14 protein-coding genes are annotated in these 18,104 nt (G+C 35.4%); 9 read left to right on the top strand and 5 right to left on the bottom strand.

The window, feature by feature from the left end:
• The first annotated feature begins 24 nt into the window (after positions 1-24).
• A complete protein-coding gene (gene alaS / locus LPC23_RS00295; RefSeq protein WP_229330149.1) occupies positions 25-2,661 on the top strand; it encodes an alanine--tRNA ligase in 2,637 nt (878 codons plus the stop codon).
• 130 nt (positions 2,662-2,791) lie between these two features.
• Positions 2,792-3,745, top strand: a complete 954-nt coding sequence (locus tag LPC23_RS00290; RefSeq protein WP_229330147.1) for a GSCFA domain-containing protein — start codon at positions 2,792-2,794, stop codon at positions 3,743-3,745.
• Here LPC23_RS00290 and ilvA read toward each other — a convergent pair whose 3' ends face one another.
• From ilvA to LPC23_RS00275, 3 genes are all read right to left on the bottom strand, one after another.
• Positions 3,746-4,990, bottom strand: coding sequence for a threonine ammonia-lyase IlvA (gene ilvA / locus LPC23_RS00285; RefSeq protein ID WP_229330145.1), 1,245 nt, complete (start codon positions 4,988-4,990; stop codon positions 3,746-3,748). It abuts the gene before it with no gap.
• Positions 4,991-5,079: 89 nt separating this feature from the next.
• Positions 5,080-5,640 carry a DUF4136 domain-containing protein gene (locus tag LPC23_RS00280; protein WP_229331595.1) on the bottom strand — a complete coding sequence of 187 codons (561 nt, stop codon included), beginning with the start codon at positions 5,638-5,640 and terminating at the stop codon, positions 5,080-5,082.
• A gap of 64 nt (positions 5,641-5,704) precedes the next feature.
• Entirely contained in the window at positions 5,705-5,884 is a 180-nt protein-coding gene (locus tag LPC23_RS00275) for a C1orf53 family protein (protein ID WP_229325364.1), read from the bottom strand.
• A gap of 102 nt (positions 5,885-5,986) precedes the next feature.
• Here LPC23_RS00275 and LPC23_RS00270 point away from each other — a divergent pair, with 102 nt between their 5' ends.
• From LPC23_RS00270 to hemL, 3 genes are read left to right on the top strand one after another with little or no spacing between them, the layout of a single operon-like run.
• The gene (locus LPC23_RS00270) at positions 5,987-6,883 is read left to right on the top strand and encodes a 1-aminocyclopropane-1-carboxylate deaminase/D-cysteine desulfhydrase (protein WP_229330143.1); all 897 of its coding nucleotides are present in this window, start codon (positions 5,987-5,989) and stop codon (positions 6,881-6,883) included.
• On the top strand, positions 6,876-7,679 hold the full coding sequence (locus LPC23_RS00265) for a glucosaminidase domain-containing protein (protein WP_229330141.1): 804 nt from the start codon (positions 6,876-6,878) through the stop codon (positions 7,677-7,679). Before LPC23_RS00270 ends, LPC23_RS00265 begins: the two co-directional genes overlap by 8 nt.
• A gap of 18 nt (positions 7,680-7,697) precedes the next feature.
• Positions 7,698-8,984, top strand: coding sequence for a glutamate-1-semialdehyde 2,1-aminomutase (hemL, locus tag LPC23_RS00260; protein WP_229330139.1), 1,287 nt, complete (start codon positions 7,698-7,700; stop codon positions 8,982-8,984).
• Between the two features lie 75 nt (positions 8,985-9,059).
• Here the strand turns inward: hemL and lysS are convergent, their stop codons facing one another.
• Complete coding sequence (lysS, locus tag LPC23_RS00255) at positions 9,060-10,769, bottom strand: lysine--tRNA ligase (protein ID WP_229330137.1); 1,710 nt, start codon at positions 10,767-10,769, stop codon at positions 9,060-9,062.
• A 297-nt stretch (positions 10,770-11,066) separates the two neighbouring features.
• On the opposite strand from lysS, the gene LPC23_RS00250 reads away from it, so the two are divergent.
• Positions 11,067-11,792 carry a hypothetical protein gene (locus LPC23_RS00250; protein WP_229330134.1) on the top strand — a complete coding sequence of 242 codons (726 nt, stop codon included), beginning with the start codon at positions 11,067-11,069 and terminating at the stop codon, positions 11,790-11,792.
• 99 nt (positions 11,793-11,891) lie between these two features.
• Complete coding sequence (gene lipB / locus LPC23_RS00245) at positions 11,892-12,596, top strand: lipoyl(octanoyl) transferase LipB (RefSeq protein ID WP_229330133.1); 705 nt, start codon at positions 11,892-11,894, stop codon at positions 12,594-12,596.
• An 80-nt stretch (positions 12,597-12,676) separates the two neighbouring features.
• On the opposite strand, the gene LPC23_RS00240 is transcribed toward lipB, so the two are convergent.
• Positions 12,677-13,276, bottom strand: coding sequence for a ribonuclease HII (locus LPC23_RS00240; protein WP_229330131.1), 600 nt, complete (start codon positions 13,274-13,276; stop codon positions 12,677-12,679).
• A 193-nt stretch (positions 13,277-13,469) separates the two neighbouring features.
• On the opposite strand from LPC23_RS00240, the gene LPC23_RS00235 reads away from it, so the two are divergent.
• Both LPC23_RS00235 and LPC23_RS00230 read left to right on the top strand, forming a co-directional pair.
• The gene (locus tag LPC23_RS00235) at positions 13,470-16,538 is read left to right on the top strand and encodes a SusC/RagA family TonB-linked outer membrane protein (RefSeq protein WP_229330129.1); all 3,069 of its coding nucleotides are present in this window, start codon (positions 13,470-13,472) and stop codon (positions 16,536-16,538) included.
• 12 nt (positions 16,539-16,550) lie between these two features.
• The gene (locus LPC23_RS00230; RefSeq protein ID WP_229330128.1) at positions 16,551-18,104 is read left to right on the top strand and encodes a RagB/SusD family nutrient uptake outer membrane protein; all 1,554 of its coding nucleotides are present in this window, start codon (positions 16,551-16,553) and stop codon (positions 18,102-18,104) included.

Below are 18,104 nucleotides of genomic sequence, written 5' to 3'. Positions count from 1 at the left end.
TCAAACAATAATTTCAATAAACAAATGAAATCACAAGACGTACGTAAACAATTTTTGGACTTTTTTCAAAGTAAAGGACATCTTATCGTTCCTTCAGCTCCTATCGTTCTCAAAGACGATCCAACCCTAATGTTTAATAACTCAGGGATGGCCCAGTTCAAAGAGTACTTTTTAGGTAACGGAACTCCAAAAAGCCAACGAATTGCCGATACGCAAAAATGTCTTCGTGTTTCGGGTAAGCACAACGATCTAGAGGATGTAGGTTTTGATACCTACCACCACACGATGTTCGAAATGTTAGGGAACTGGTCTTTTGGTAATTATTTCAAGAAAGACGCTATCAATTGGGCATGGGAATTATTAACAGAGGTGTATAAAATTCCAAAAGAAAACTTATACGTTTCTGTTTTTGAAGGAAATCCAGACGAAAATGTACCTTTTGATCAAGAAGCTTGGGATTTATGGAAAGAATTAATTGATGAAGACCGTATCATTTTAGGAAATAAAAAAGACAATTTCTGGGAAATGGGTGACCAAGGACCTTGCGGACCTTGTTCTGAAATCCATGTGGATTTGCGTTCAGAAGAAGAGAAAGCTTTGGTTTCTGGTAAGAGTTTGGTGAACAATGATCATCCACAAGTGGTTGAAATTTGGAACAATGTATTTATGGAATTCAACCGTAAAGCGGATGGTTCTTTAGAAAAATTACCAGCGCAACACGTTGATACCGGAATGGGATTTGAGCGTTTGTGCATGGCCTTACAAGGAAAAACGTCGAATTACGATACTGATGTTTTCACTCCGTTAATTGAAAAAGTAGAACAAATTACAGGTTTAAAATACACATCCAACGAAATTAAAGATGTTTCAGAGGAACAAAATAAAACCAACATTGCTATCCGTGTGGTGGCCGATCACGTTCGTGCTGTAGCTTTCGCTATTGCGGATGGTCAATTGCCATCAAACACAGGTGCGGGTTATGTTATTCGTCGTATTTTACGTCGTGCCATCCGTTATGGATTTACGTTCTTAAATACGAAAGAACCTTTTATTTATGAGTTGGTTGCAGTATTGTCTAACCAAATGAGTGAATTTTTCCCTGAAATTAAATCGCAACAAACCTTGGTTACCAATGTGATTCGTGAAGAAGAAGCATCATTTTTAAGAACCTTAGATCAAGGATTGCAGTTATTGGAAAATGTAATGAATCAAACTGCTGGAACTGAAATTTCAGGAGAAAAAGCGTTTGAATTGTACGATACTTTCGGATTCCCAATTGACTTAACGGCTTTGATATTAAGAGAAAGAGGCTACCAATTAGACGAAGCTGGTTTTGAGAAAGCGATGCATGAGCAAAAATCACGTTCCCGTGCTGCTTCGGAAGTTTCAACCGAAGATTGGTCGGTTTTGATTCCTGGAAATGTGGAAAAATTTGTTGGTTACGACCAAACAGAAAATGAAGTTAAAATTTCGAGAATCAGAAAAGTTGACAGTAAAAAAGACGGGGTTTTGTACCAAATCGTTTTGGATGCTACACCTTTTTATCCAGAAGGCGGAGGACAAGTGGGAGATAAGGGAACTTTAGTTTCGGCTAACGAGACTATTGAAATTATCGATACCAAAAAAGAAAACAATTTGATTTTGCATTTGGCGAAGCAATTACCCGAAAATGTAACGGCTAGTTTTGTGGCAAAAGTAAATACGGATTTGAGAACTTTATCGTCTCGCAATCACTCGGCTACGCACTTGATGCACCAAGCCTTGAGAAGTATTTTAGGAACGCATGTGGAGCAAAAAGGATCTTTGGTTAACCCAAATTACTTGCGTTTTGACTTTTCACATTTTTCTAAAATGACGGACGAAGAATTGCAAGCGGTAGAAGATTTTGTTAACGCTCGTATTCAAGAGCAATTGCCTTTGATAGAAAGAAGAAGCATTCCAATTCAACAAGCCTTAGACGAAGGTGCGATGGCCTTGTTTGGTGAGAAATATGGAGATAACGTTCGTGCGATTAAATTTGGCGAAAGTATGGAATTGTGTGGTGGAATCCATGTGAATAACACGGCTGAAATTTGGCATTTCAAAATTGTATCTGAAGGTGCGGTGGCTGCAGGTATCCGTCGTATTGAAGCGATTACAAGTGATGCTGTAAAAGCGCATTTTGCTTCGTATGAAACTACTTTGAATGATATTAAAGGCGCTTTGAAAAACCCTCAAGATATTTTGAAAGCCGTTCTTAATTTGCAAGACGAAAATGCGAAATTGGCAAAACAAATTGAAGCTTTGATGAAAGACAAAGTGAAACATTTGAAAGCGAGTTTGGCTTCCCAAATACAAGAAGTAAATGGCGTTCAATTCTTGGCGACACAAGTCGAATTGAATCCAGAGGGTGCTAAAGATTTGGCGTATGAATTAGGCAATTTAGGTACCAATCTGTTTTTAGTTTTGGCTACAGCCGAAGAAGACAAACCGATGTTAACTTGCTATATTTCGAAAGAATTAGTAGCTGCCAAAAACCTGAATGCCGGACAAGTAGTTCGTGAGCTCGGTAAATTTATTCAAGGTGGAGGAGGAGGACAGCCGTTCTTTGCTACTGCCGGTGGAAAAAATGTAGCTGGAATTGCTGAGGCTTTATCTAAAGCAGTTGATTTTATAAAATAATATACTACAATAGTTCATAAGCCCTTTTAAAGTACTGCTTTTTAAGGGCTTTGTTATGAAGTAGAATAGTTGAAGTTATGTCGCAACTATTTATAAAAAAATCGTACATTGTAGTAACAAAATACAGAAAATGAAATTCACTACTCTTATACCTATTCCAAATTCAACCAATCCAATTGACTTCAATGCTAGTATGTTGTCTTTAGGGTCATGCTTTGCAGTGAACATGGGAGAGAAATTAGACTATTTTAAATTTTATAATACGACTAATCCGTTTGGGATAATTTTTAATCCAGTATCTATTGAAAAATTAATAGTTCGAGCTGTCAATCAAATCAAGTTTACTGAAGAGGATATCTTTTTTCATAACGAACGGTTTCATTGTTATGAAGTCCATTCTGATTTGAGTTCTGATAATAAACAGGAATTTTTAGAGGGTCTTAATGCGAAAGTGGAATCGACTCATCAAAAAATTAAAGCAGCCACTCATGTAATGATCACTTATGGAACATCATGGGTGTATCAAGAGAAAAAATCAGGAGCTGTAGTGGCAAATTGTCATAAAATGCCACAATCGCATTTTGACAAACGTGTTCTATCAGTAGCATCAATAGAAATTTCAATTCAAAATACGGTAGATGCTATTCGGAAATTGAATCCCAATTGTTCGTTTGTATTTACCATTTCGCCGGTACGACATATCAAGGATGGTTTTGTAGAAAACCAACGAAGTAAAGCGCATTTGATAACAGCTTTACAGAATTTACTTTCGGATCATTTGTTAGACAAAGCCTATTACTTTCCGGCCTATGAAATTATAATGGATGAATTGCGTGATTATCGTTTTTATGGAGAAGATTTATTGCATCCAAGCACCATGGCAATAGATTATATTTGGCAACGATTTAAAGCTACTGCCATTTCTGAAACGGTATTGTCTACATTAGATGATATTGATGCTATACAAAAGAGTTTGTTGCACAAACCCTTTAATCCAACATCCGAAAGTCATCAAAAATTCTTGTCAAAACTGCAAGAAAAAATCACGAAATTACAGGAAAATTACCCAACGGTACAGTTTTAATTATCCAATCAATTGATTGAATAGATCTTGTTTTTCGTTGATGTAATTGTATTGAAAGCCTCTTTCTGTCATTTTCGATTTAATTGCGTGAATGTCGTTTTTGTTTTTCAATTCTAATCCCACGACAACTGGAGCTGATTCTCGATTGTTCTTTTTAGTAAACTGAAAATAGGTGATATCATCTTCCGGGCCTAATATCTCACTAACAAATTCTTTTAATGAACCAGGTCTTTGTGGAAATTGGATAATAAAATAATGCATTAAGCCTTCATATAATAAAGAACGTTCTTTAATTTCAGCAGTTCGTTCTATATCATTGTTACTACCACTCACGATACAAACAACGGTTTTTCCTTTAATTTTATCTTTGTAAAAATCCAAAGCAGCGATAGTTAAAGCCCCTGCAGGTTCTACTACCATAGCCTCTTCGTTGTACAAACGCAAAATGGTTGTACACACTTTTCCTTCAGGAACTAAAATGATATCATCAAGATAATTTTTACATATTTCGAAAGTCAAATCTCCCACTTGCTTTACTGCAGCGCCATCAACAAACTTATCAATTGAGGCTAGAGGGGCATTATTTCCAGCTGCTATAGCAGTTTTCATTGTTGGAGCACCTTCAGGTTCTACACCAATAATTTTAGTATTTGGACTTAATTTTTCAAAAACAGTAGATAGTCCAGCCGATAAACCTCCGCCTCCAATAGGGACAAAAATAAAATCAATAGGTTCTTTATGTGATTCTAAAATTTCTAATCCAACAGTAGCTTGTCCTGCAATAACTTTATAATCATTGAATGGATGAATGAAAATTTTGTTAGCTTCTTTTGCATCGGTAACAGCTTTAGCGTAGGCGTCATCAAAGGTGTCTCCAATTAGTTCAATTTCGATATACGATTTACCAAATAGTTGAACTTGTTTGATTTTTTGTTTTGGAGTGGTTTTAGGCATGTAAATTTTGCCTTTAATTTGCAACATATTACAGGAAAAAGCCACGCCTTGCGCATGGTTTCCAGCACTAGCACACACAATACCTTGCTCTTTTTCGGAGGGGGTTAACGAATTAATTTTATTAAACGCACCTCTAATCTTATAAGATCTTACTTTGTGTAAATCTTCTCGTTTCAACAAAATAGTAGCAGCAAATTCTTCAGAAAGAATACTGTTTTCTAGTAATGGCGTAGGAGAAATTACACTTTGAAGTTGCTGTTGAGCAATTACGGCTTCGTCAAAAAGATTCATTGTTTGTTAATTTTAATTCAAAAATACAATTTGTTTCTTTCTTTTGATTGTATTTTTAATAAAAAACCTCCAATTAAGGAGGTTGGTATTTATTTACTTATTGTTGGCGGGTATTGGGATAGAATAGTAGTTACAAATTCTTTAATTCGTTGTTCCTTTTTTGGGCTATTCTTTGTTAATACGCCAGAACCTTCTCCTTGCCAAATCAATTCTTTTTTAGTAGCATCGATAAAATCGATATATAAGGTTCCTTCAGTAGAAGTAGATACTGCGGTTTGTTGACCACCCATCATGAATGGATTCCAACCCCAACCCCATCCCCAACCCCAGCCAAGACCCCATCCCCAGCCAGTATTGAACTGATTTACATTTACCTGTTCACGAGACTTTGTGAATATAGAAATCAAAAGATCAGGTGTTTCGCTTTTTACAAATCCTTTCTCAAGCATTTTTTCGTCAATAGCTCTTAAAATTCTTCGTTTGTCTAAATCAGAAATTTCTACTTTATCGATTCCTGGTTTATAATAAGCGTAACTTTTGTATTTTGAAAAGTCAACATTGGTATCATAATCTGCACTAATACTTACCATAGGACCGCAGGATACTATCGTAAAAAGGAGACCTACAAATAAAAATTGAATTGTTTTCATCATAATTGTTTTTAAGAGTTGGAAATTGATTTCAATAGTAATAATCAATTAGTATGCCTAAAATTTATTTTTTCCGAATGGTGTTCGTTTTTTTATCAAACCCGTAAGGACAATGTCGACAACCGCTTTTGCAGCAATATCCACGTTTAAGATGGAATTTTTCCGTAAAACATTTATATCCTTCAGGGGTGTAATAGAAATCTTCTTCTGCTGTTAATTTATTTTCATTACTTTGCCTATCCATAAATCAGTTGTATACAGTAATTAGTTTGTAAACAAATTTATAAATTAAATAGAGGTCATTGTAATTCTTACTAAATAATTAACATTTTATATTTCAATTTTTTTGAATCAATCTATTGCCATCGAATTACCAAACGGAATTTCCCTTGTTATGAAACGAGAAGATTTGATTCATCCATTTGTTTCAGGTAATAAATTCAGAAAATTAAAGTACAATTTACTACAAGCAAATACCGAAAATCAATCCACACTTTTAACTTTTGGTGGGGCCTATTCGAATCATATTGCAGCGGTAGCCTATGCAGGAAAAGAAAATGGATTTCAAACTATAGGAATCATCCGTGGGGATGAATTAGCAGACAAAATAGCGTCTAATCCTACGCTTAAATTTGCTCAAGAATGTGGGATGCAATTCGAATTTGTTTCCAGAGAGGACTATCGTTTGAAAACGGATGCTGCTTTTTTGGCACAATTGGAAAACAAATTTGGTTCTTTTTATCTTATTCCCGAAGGTGGTACAAATGCACTTGCTATAAAAGGGTGCGAAGAGATATTGACTCAAGAAGATGGTATCTTTGATTATGTGGCTTGTGCCATTGGAACTGGCGGGACAATTTCGGGTATTATAAATAGTGCATTACCACATCAAAAAATTTTAGGATTTCCTGCGCTAAAAGGGGACTTTTTACAAGATGAAATTCGTAATTTTGTGCAAAATGAAAATTGGGAATTAATTACCGATTATCATTTTGGAGGATATGGAAAAGTAAATACGGACTTGGTTGATTTTATCAATCGATTTTTAGAAAAGACTAAAATTCCTCTAGACCCGGTTTACACCGGAAAAATGGTTTTTGGGATAGTGGATTTAATTGAGAAAAACTACTTTCCAGAAAATGCTACAATTCTATTGATTCATACTGGTGGGATTCAAGGGATTCAAGGCATGAATTTAAAATTAAAAAATAAAGGTGTACCAATACTACATACTCATGATTAAAAAAATAGCTCTTGTTTTCGTATTACTACTTTTGGTAGGTTGTCATGCTAAGAAATCGGTGATAGTCACTCAAAAAGACGATCGTTATAATTCGAATCGAAACAAAAAAACTACCGTATCAAAACCTACGAAATCCATTACGGTGAATGGAACGGTCAATGATTATATTGCCAATTACAAGGATGTAGCAATGAGCAATATGAAAAATTATGGTATTCCAGCGAGTATAATTCTAGCCCAAGGAATTTTAGAATCGGGAGCAGGGAAAAGCTCGCTAGCAGTAACAGCTAATAATCATTTTGGGATCAAATGCCATAATGATTGGAAAGGTGAAAGTGTATTGAAAGATGATGATGCGGCTCAGGAATGTTTTAGAAAATACAATGATCCAGCAGAATCCTTTAAAGATCACGCCACATTTTTAACAGGAAGAAATCGCTATGCTACTTTATTTGAATTGCCAAAAGATGATTATGAAGCTTGGGCAAAAGGATTGCGATTAGCAGGCTATGCTACTGACCCAAACTATCCTCAGAAGTTAATATCCTACATTGAAAGTTATGAGTTATACCAATTCGATAGTCAGGTTTTGGGCAAAAAATTCACTTTAAACAAAAAGAAAATGGAGTCGGCACCCGTTGCTGATAGTCAAGCCCAAGGCGAATACGAAGTACAAAAAGGAGATACTTTATTTTCTATAGCAAAGAGGTTTAATTTGGATATAGAAACCGTAAAACAAAAAAATAACATGATCGATAACTCCCTTTATGTGGGGCAAAAACTTCGATTAAAATAAATACAAAATACAATAACAATGATATACCAAAGAAGCAGTCAGCTGTTTGCTGAAGCCGAAAAAGTAATTCCAGGAGGTGTAAACTCACCTGTTAGAGCGTTTAAAGCGGTAGGAGGAACTCCTATTTTTGTAAAAAGTGCTAAAGGGGCCTATTTGTATGACGAAGACGGTAATCGATTAATTGATTATATCAATTCATGGGGGCCAATGGTGTTGGGCCATGCTTTTGAACCTGTTGTAGAGGCAGTTGTGGCTAAAGCTAAATTGGGAACTTCTTTTGGGATGCCTACCGAATTAGAAACGCAAATTGCTGCTTTAGCGGTTTCAATGGTGCCCAATATCGACAAAATCCGTTTTGTAAATTCAGGAACGGAGGCGTGTATGAGTGCCATTCGATTAGCGCGTGGCTATACTAAAAGAGATAAAATTATCAAGTTTGCAGGTTGTTATCACGGTCATTCGGATTCGTTTTTAATTCAGGCAGGAAGTGGAGCGATTACTTTTGGTTCGCCTAATAGTCCTGGAGTAACCGAAGGTACAGCTAAAGATACTTTATTGGCTCGTTACAATGATTTAGAAAATGTAGCGACTTTAATTGAAGCCAATAAAAATGAAATTGCCGCCATTATTGTGGAGCCTGTTGCAGGAAATATGGGTTGTATTCCGCCACAAAAAGGATTTTTAGAAGGCCTTCGCCAATTGTGTACCGATAATGGTATTCAGTTGATTTTTGACGAAGTAATGACGGGTTTCCGTTTGGCAAAAGGCGGTGTGCAAGAATTGTATGGTATTCAAGCGGATATTGTTTGTTTCGGAAAAGTAATTGGAGGTGGTTTGCCAGTGGGAGCATTTGCAGCTCGATCTGAAATTATGAATCATTTGGCACCTTTAGGTCCAGTCTATCAAGCGGGAACTTTGTCTGGAAATCCATTGGCTATGGCTGCTGGATTAGCGATGTTACAAGCTTTGAATAACGACCCTGCAATTTTTCAACGATTAGAAGAAAAAACAGCCTATTTAGCGGCAGGAATTGACCGTGTTTTAAAAGCGAATAATGTTGTTTTTACAATTAATAGAGTAGGTTCTATGATTTCGGTTCATTTTGATGCCAATCCCGTAGTTGATTTTCAATCGGCTGCCAAAGGAGATAATGACACCTTCAAGAAATTCTTCCACGGTTTGTTGCAAGAAGGAATTTATATTGCGCCATCGGCATACGAAACCTGGTTTATTACTGATGCGTTGACTTATGAAGATTTAGATGTTACCATTCAAGCCATTAATACAGTGTCTAAAACTTTTTAATTTTAAAAATGAAACCGCAGATTCGCAGATTATCATTAATCTGCGAATCTGCGGTTTTTTATTTACGAAATTAATTTACCCAATCAATTCCATTATTTTACTTTCGCCAGTAACACTCACTTTGATCAATTTGTGTTGTGATAAGCCTTTAGTAGCAGCATCCCATTTTTTACCGCTCAATTCTGATTTGGCTTTCAATTCGCCTAAATCCATTTGGTTGTTGTTAGCTTTCAACATGTCAACAATTAATTTCTCTTCAGCGGTTAATTCAATTTGAACTTGCTTTTTCTCTGGTCGCATTTGCGGGAAGAACAATACTTCTTGAATGGACGAATTGTTCGTCAAGAACATCATCAATCGGTCCATTCCAATTCCTAATCCAGAAGTTGGCGGCATACCGTATTCTAAAGCACGCAAGAAATCTTCGTCAATAACACCATTCGCTTCATCGTCACCTTTTTCAGCCAAACGCATTTGGTCTTCAAAACGTTCTCTTTGGTCAATTGGGTCGTTCAATTCCGAATAGGCATTGGCAACCTCTTTTCCACATACCATCAATTCAAAACGTTCAGTCAGTTCTGGATTGTCGCGGTGTTGTTTACACAGCGGACTCATTTCTTTTGGATAATCCGTGATGAAAGTTGGCTGAATGTAATTTCCTTCGCATTTAGCGCCAAAAATTTCGTCAATCAATTTTCCTTTACCCATGGTTTCGTCCACGTCAATTCCCATGCCTTTAGCAGCTGCAAACAATTCCGCTTCTGATTTGCCAGAAATATCAAAACCAGTAAAGTGTTTGATAGAATCCGTCATTGTCACTCTTGCATATGGCGCTTTGAAATTAATTTTGTGTTCGCCAAAAGTCACTTCACTTGTTCCGTTAACCCCAATAGCACAGTGCTCTAGCAGGTTTTCGGTAAAGTTCATCATCCAGTTGTAGTCTTTGTAGGCTACATATATTTCCATAGCGGTAAATTCTGGGTTGTGTGTTCTGTCCATTCCTTCGTTACGGAAGTTTTTCGAGAACTCATATACCCCTTCAAATCCACCCACAATCAATCTTTTTAAATACAACTCATTGGCAATACGCATGTATAGCGGAATGTCAAGCGAGTTGTGGTGCGTGATAAAAGGTCTAGCTGCAGCACCACCTGGAATCGGTTGTAAAACCGGTGTTTCCACCTCCAAATACCCTTTGTCATTAAAAAACGAACGCATCGCATTGAACAATTTGGTTCTTTTAATGAAGGTATCTTTTACATGGTCGTTCACCGTTAAATCTACGTAACGACGACGGTATCTTTGTTCTGGATCAGCAAAGGCATCGTGGATTTTTCCATCGGCATCCATTTTTACTACAGGAAGCGGTTTCAAGGCTTTCGCCAAAACCGTTAATCCATATACATGAACGGAGATTTCGCCTACTTGTGTTTTAAAAACAGTTCCACGAACCCCAATAAAATCACCAATGTCCAATAGTTTTTTGAAAACCACATTGTACATCGTTTTCTCTTCATCATCCGAAATGTCATCTCTCGAAACATAGACTTGAATACGTCCTTCAGCATCTTTCAATTCTGCAAATGATGCCTTTCCCATGATGCGTTTCCCCATCAATCGTCCCGCTAAAACCACTTCCTTACCTTCGTACTTCTCAAAGTTGGCTAGGATTTCGCTCGAATAAGCGGTGGTGGTAAACTCGGCTGCTGGATACGGCTCAATACCTAAATTGCGTAATTCGGTAAGTGCTTCTCTACGTAAAATTTCTTGTTCGGATAATGCCATTGTATTCGGATTTTAAGAGCGCAAAGATAGTTAAATTTAAAAACGTGGCAATTTCAATATTTGAAAATGATTTTGGTTTTTTTAAGAGCAGTAATTTTCGTTTTTTATCCCGTTTAGTCCTGCTATACGCTCTATCTTTTTTAGGTTACTTTGGCTTCGAGAGCCTCAGCCGTCGTCCCCTAAAAAAGGATGCCGCTTCTCCCGAAGCTTCGGGAAGGGCTAGAAAAGACGTTTTTATTTTCAAAACCTATAAAACCTTTTGTATATTTGAAATCCTAACCCAAAACCCAAATCGAAATGAAAAGAATCTTTTGTGCTTTTTTTATAATCACACTTCATAGTTGTCAAGTAACCGAAACAATTCACTTAAATTCTGATGGAAGTGGAAGTATTTTGGTTGAAGAAATGCGTGATGAACAAAGTTATCAGTTAATAGCAGGAGAAAATTATTCTAAAGAGGAAGAGTATCAAGATACCACTTATGTATTTCAAGATTATGCCAAGAAATATCGAGAAACCTTTGCAAAATTAACGCCTTTTGAAAAATCGGTATACGAAAAGCACTTTCCTGTTAAGGTCAAGATCAAGAAAAGTTCCTACGAAAAAGAGTTTCGAACACAGCTTTCGCAGCAATTCAAAACCATTTCTGAAGTCGCCGATTTGTATAAAACAGAAGATTACGCTGATAATATTCAAAATAATTATGCGTTAAGTGCCGAAGAACATTATTATTCAGTTGCATTCTCATTTGATGGAACCCGATTTCATCGCATCGTCAAAATAACAGATCCTGTTGAACTCAAAAAAAAGCAGGACGAGTTGGCTACTGTTAAGGAGCGTATTTCTAAATTTCCATTGAAACAAAGCTTTGAGTTGAAATACTATTTTCCAAAACCAATTCAATCCGTTTCAAATACCAAAGCTGTTATTAGTGCTGACAAAAAATCTTTAGTAGTGACGTTTTCTCTTATTGAAGTTGTAACTAATCCCGAAAGCACTAATTTGGAAGTCATTTTACAATAGACTTATTTCTGAGAAAAGTATATCTATAAAACTTTGTACCTTTGGCACACAAACAATAAAAGGAACGACTAAAGATGTTTTCGTTCCTCGCAATGACAAATGAATAAACAAATCCAATTACAAGATCTGGGGAACAAAGATTACAAAGCCAGCTGGGAATACCAAGAGGAATTGTTCAAGGGTATTGTCGATCTTAAAATTCAGAATCGAAAAGACGAAACCAGTTTACCTACACCTAATTATTTCCTTTTTGTAGAACATCCGCATGTGTATACTTTAGGTAAAAGTGGCGATTTGAGTAATTTATTACTTTCGGAAAAACAATTGGAAGCCAAAGGCGCTACCTTTTACAAAATCAATCGGGGAGGAGATATTACCTATCATGGTCCAGGACAAATAGTGGGCTATCCAATCTTGGATTTGGAAAATTTCTTTACCGATATTCATAAATACTTACGTCTTTTAGAAGAAGCCATTATTTTAACCTTAGCCGAATACGGTTTGAATTCTACCAGAAGCGAAGGCGAAACTGGAGTTTGGTTGGGTGTTGGGACGCCTTTTGCTCGAAAAATTTGCGCCATGGGAGTTCGCGCTTCCCGTTGGGTTACCATGCACGGCTTTGCCTTAAATGTTAATGTTGATTTAGGTTATTTTGACAATATCATTCCCTGTGGTATTCGCGGCAAAGCAGTAACTTCCTTGAATGTCGAATTAGGAGTGGAAAGAATAGATGAAAACGAGGTGAAAGCTAAAATTCTTAATCATTTTACTCAATTGTTTGAATGTTCGCTTATTAGATCATAAGATCAATAGATAATTAGAAAGTTAGATTTTTAGATTATAAGATTCCTATTAAAATCTAAAGATCTAAGAAGTCTAAAACTCTATATTTCCAGTTTCAACTGTTCCGGCAACAATCTATAACTTATACGGTGGTATTTGGTTATCCCATATTTTCTAATGGCTTCTCTGTGTTCTTGAGTGGGATAGCCTTTATTTTGTTTCCAATTATACATAGGAAATTCTTCGTGAATTCGATTCATATATTCATCTCGGTAGGTTTTTGCCAAGACCGAGGCTGCAGCAATACTCATAAATTTGGCATCCCCTTTTACAATACAACTGTGCGGAATGTCTAATACAGGCTTAAACCGATTCCCATCTACTATAATGTATTCGGGTTTTGGATTCAATTTCAAAATGCTTTCTTGCATAGCTTTAATCGATGCATTTAAAATGTTGATTTCGTCAATTACTAGAGGCTCCAAATGAGTTACTGCAAATGAAATGGCTTGTTCCTCTATAAAAGGACGTAATTGTTCTCTAGCTTTTTCAGTAAGTTGTTTACTATCGTTAAGGATTTTATTTTCAAAATTTTCTGGCAAAATAACGGCAGCAGCGGTTACAGGTCCTGCAAGACAACCACGACCCGCTTCATCAGTGCCGGATTCAATTGAAAAATGGGAGAACTTATTATAGAGCATAAATGTATTAGGATTTATTTGTTGTAAGACTGGAAAACAAAAATAGGAATTATTTAAATTTACTTAATAATTATTGAATGTTTTGTTTTTTATACAACAAACAACTGTTAAATATGTATTTTTTAATCAATTTATTTGTTTCTTAAGAATTAATTAAGATATTTGTCTAAACTAATTAAAAATTAATTTAACTATGAGATTAAAAATCAAATGGATTTACACGCTTTTATTAGCGATGGTAATGCAGTTTTCTTTTGCTCAAGAGAAAACAGTTTCAGGAGTTGTTTCTGATGCTTCGGGCCCTATTCCAGGCGCTAACGTTGTCGTTAAAGGAACAAAAAATGGTGTTCAAACTGATTTTGATGGTAAGTATGCCATTAAAGCAAAGGTTGGAGATGTATTAGTAATCACTTTCGTGGGAATGCAAGACGCAACTGCAAAAGTAGGAGCTTCAAACACTATTAATGTAAAACTTCAAGGAGGAAATACTTTAGATGAAGTTGTAGTTGTAGGGTATGGTACTCAGAAGAAACGTGAAATCACAGGTTCTATTTCTCAAATTAAAGGAGAATCTATCAAGGGGTTAGTAACTCAGAGTTTTGATCAGCAATTAGCTGGTAGAGCTGCTGGGGTGCAAATTACTCAGAATTCAGGTTTAATTGGTTCTACTCCTAGAATTAGAATTAGAGGTATTAATTCTATTAATTCTAGTACGTATCCTTTAATTGTTGTAGATGGTTTGCCAGTTCAAACAGGAGATCTTGGAGGGTATGCTGCTAACAACGCATTGGCGGATATCAATCCAAACGATATTGAGTCTTTTGAAATTTTAAAAGATGGAGCTGCTTCTGCAATCTATGGATCTAGAGCTTCTAATGGTGTAATATTAATTACCACTAAAAAAGGTAAAGAAGGTAAAACAAATTTCAGCTACAATACCTATACTGGTATCGCTCAAGTAGCAGATTACCTAGATTTATTAGGTACTGATGATTTTATTACCATCAATAATGAGAAGAGAAGTAACAGATCTCAATCTGCTTTAGCTATTGGAAATACAGTAAATACAGATTGGCAAAAAGCGGTTTTGAGAAATGCTTTACAGATGGAACATAATTTTAATTTATCCGGTGGTTTAGGTAATGGTACATATTATGCATCTGTTGGTTATTCTAAACAAGAGGGTATTATTTTAGCTAATGATTTAGAAAGATACAATGCTAAATTCAATGTAGATCAAAAAATCGGTAAAAATGTTAAAGTAGGAACTAGTGTTACGCTTTCTAGAACAGGAACAAATGGTTTGAATACAGGGACTAATTCCCTTTCTGGAGCTATGTTTAATGTTATTAGACAATTACCTAATACTACTGTTTATGACCCAGCTGGTCCACAAGGATATAATGTAGCTATTCAAGGAGCAAATACAATTGTGGGTAGAGGACAAAATGCTGCGTTTATTGCTAACAATTTGCCTAATATCCGTTATGTATTAGATAAAAATATCCAAAATACATTAACTAATCGTCTCCTTGCTAATGCATTTGGAGAGGTAGCGATTAAACCATGGTTAAATTTTAGAACTCAAGTAAGTTTTGACCAATCAAATGCATCAGGACTTCGTTTTTGGGATCCATTCCATGGTGATGGAGTAAGTACAAAAGGAAGAGTTGAGAATAGTACAGACATCTCTCAAACATACAACTGGCAAAATGTTTTATCATTCAATAAAGATTTTGATAAGCATAGTGTAGCTGTTTCTGCAGTAAATGAATACCAAAAAACAGATATAAATGGTTATATCGGTGGTGGTACTGATTTAGCAGATGAATTCTTTTCTAAAAATGTTATTACAGGATCTTACGGAACACCATTTTCTAGTGGTTATAAATCCAATAATGCAATTGTTTCTTACTTAGGTAAAGCGAGCTATAATTTTGATAAAAGATATTTTATACAAGCTTCATTGCGTCAAGATTTAATGTCGAAGTTTGCTCCAGAATTACGTTCTGAAGTTTTCCCTGGTGTATCTATGGGTTGGACTGCTTCAAATGAAAAATTCTTTGAAAAGATTAATACTTATGTAAATGATTTCAAAGTAAGAGCATCATGGGGTAAGACAGGTAACTTTAATGTACTTGGTGGAGATTTTCCATACTTAGGAACTTACAGACCAAGAAAATATGGAGATTACAATGGAATTGCTTTTACAAACATGGAAAATACTAATTTGACATGGGAGGTAATTGAAAAAAGAAATATTGGTGTAGATTTTGGATTGCTTAATAATAAAGTAAAATTCGTTATAGATTACTACCAAAACGATGCTGATAAGTTAGTTGAGAGATTTCAAACTCCAATGTCATTAGGGGTTCCAAATAATCAATATACTGCTAACGTAGGTAATATTAGAAACTCTGGTTGGGAATTTGGTGTTGACTTTAATGTAATTAATAAAGAAAACCTAAGTTTTGATGTGAATGCTAATTTATCATTTAACAAGAATGAAGTTATTTCATTATCAAAAGGGGTTGATCAAATATCAACTTATAACATAATTAGAGAAGGTCTTCCATTGAACTCACTTTATGGAGTGAAATATTGGGGTGTTAATGCTAGTAACGGTAATCCAGTATACTACAAAAATGACGGTAGTTTAGTGCAAGGAAATATTGCTACTAATAATTATAGAGTTTTTGATCCGAGTAATCCTTCAGATATTTCTAGAGCTGCCACTTCTCCTGATTTAATGGAGTTAGGAAATACTTTACCTACTTATTTTGGTGCAGTTGATTTGAAATTGAAATACCATAATTTTGATTTTGGAACTTTAGTTAGATTTAGTGGTGGAAATAAAATCATGAATGTTACTAGACTAGAAATGTTAAGCCAAAATTTCAACAATAACTCTACAGAAATTTTAGGAAGATGGCAGAGTGCTGTAAACCCAGGTGATGGATGGACTCCTAGATTGTGGTCTGCTGCAGATCCTATTGTTAACGGACCTACAACTGCAAATTCTAGATTTATTGAAAGCGGTGATTTTGTAAAGTTTGATAATATTACAATTGGTTATAATTTACCTGCTAATCTTATTGAAAAATTGAATATTAAAAGTTTCAGATTTTATATTCAAGCACAAAATGCTATTATTATTACTAAATACTCAGGTCAAGATCCAGAGATGGAAATTGGTGGTGTAGATTATAATGTAGTTCCACGTTCTCGAGTATTTTCTGTTGGTTTGAATGTTGGACTTTAAAAATTAAATAATATGAAAAATACAAATAAATTTTTAGTAGCTCTTGCAGTTTTTTCAGGGTTATTCTTGAATTCTTGCTCTGAAGAGATAGTAGATTTAGAGCCTTTTGGTACAGTTAAGTCTGAGACGGCTTTTTCTAGCCCTACTCTTGTTCTTGCAGCTGTAAATGGAGTATATAATGCCGCTCAAATGGGAGTTTTTAATGGTTCTGAAGCAAGTCCAAATCCCAGAGGTTACGTTTTTGGAGCTGCTTATTTTCAACAAAATGATTGTAGAGGAGAGGATGTAGTTAATACTCAAGCTTTTTATCAGTTGACTTATGAATCTAATTATGATCCTACAACAGCTAATAATGTTTTTTATTGGAGTGATGGTTATCAATTAATTAATAAGGCAAATGTTGTTTTAAAAGGTTTAGATGAAGCTATTACTAAAGGAACTGTTACTGCTGCTGTTGGTAACAATTATAAAGCTGAAGTTAGGTATTTAAGAGCCTTAGCACATTTAGAATTGTTGAAGCATTTCGCTATGCCTTACACTCACACGCCTAATGCATCTCATTTAGGAATTCCTTACAGAACCGTACCTACAATTACTCCTGTTGATGTTGAAGTAAATTTAGCTAAAGGAAGAAATACAGTTGCTGAATGCTACGCATTAGCTTTAGAGGATCTTAATTTTGCAGAAACTAATGCTCCAACAAAAGCACAACGTGCTGGAATAGATAAGATTGTAAAAGTTACCAAAGGAGCTGCTATTGCTACTAAAATTATCATGTATCAAAACATGAAAAATTGGAGTGCCGTTTTAACAGAGTATGCAAAATTGACTTCTCAATATACTTTGGAAGCTAATCCAATGGGTGTATTTACAAACAATTATGGTAATAATGAGTCCATCTTTTCTATGTACAATACTGCAAATACTAATCCTGGTGTAAATGGAGCTTTAGCTTCACAATACAACCGAAGAAATTTAATTGCAATTTCACCAATTATCTGGAGAGATGCAGAGTGGTTAGTTGATGATAAACGTCGAGCTGAGACTGAAGTTATTGATAATGCAGTTTTTACAAGAAAGTATAAAGATGTAACTAATTATTCAGATGGGTCTCCATTGTTCAGATTTGCTGAAATGGTTCTTGCTGCAGCTGAGGCTAATGCGAGATTAGGGAATGATGCTGCTGCATTGACTTTGTTGAATAGCGTAAGAAACAGAGCCTTGGCAAGCCCATCTACTCAAGCTTATACAAGTAGTTCTTTTGCTTCTTCTGCTGATTTAGTTAGAGCAATTTTAAAAGAAAGAAGAATTGAGTTTATATGTGAAGGTAAGAGATGGGGTGATATTCATAGATTATTAAATGATGATATTGCACCTACTACAGGTATACCAAGAAAAGTTGCTAATGGATTCCCTCCAGCTGGATCATATACTTTAGGAACTCCTTTTTCAGGAACCTTATCAGCTGCTATTCCTGCAACTGACAGAAGATTTTTATGGCCAATACCTTTAACTGAGACAAATAACAATCCAGTTTTGAAGGCACAACAAAATCCAGGTTGGTAA

It is taken from the genome of Flavobacterium ammonificans (assembly GCF_020885975.1).
GTDB classification, from domain to species: domain Bacteria; phylum Bacteroidota; class Bacteroidia; order Flavobacteriales; family Flavobacteriaceae; genus Flavobacterium; species Flavobacterium ammonificans.
The sequence above is the reverse complement of the archived record's forward strand: the minus strand, read 5'-3'. Positions and strand labels throughout refer to the sequence as shown.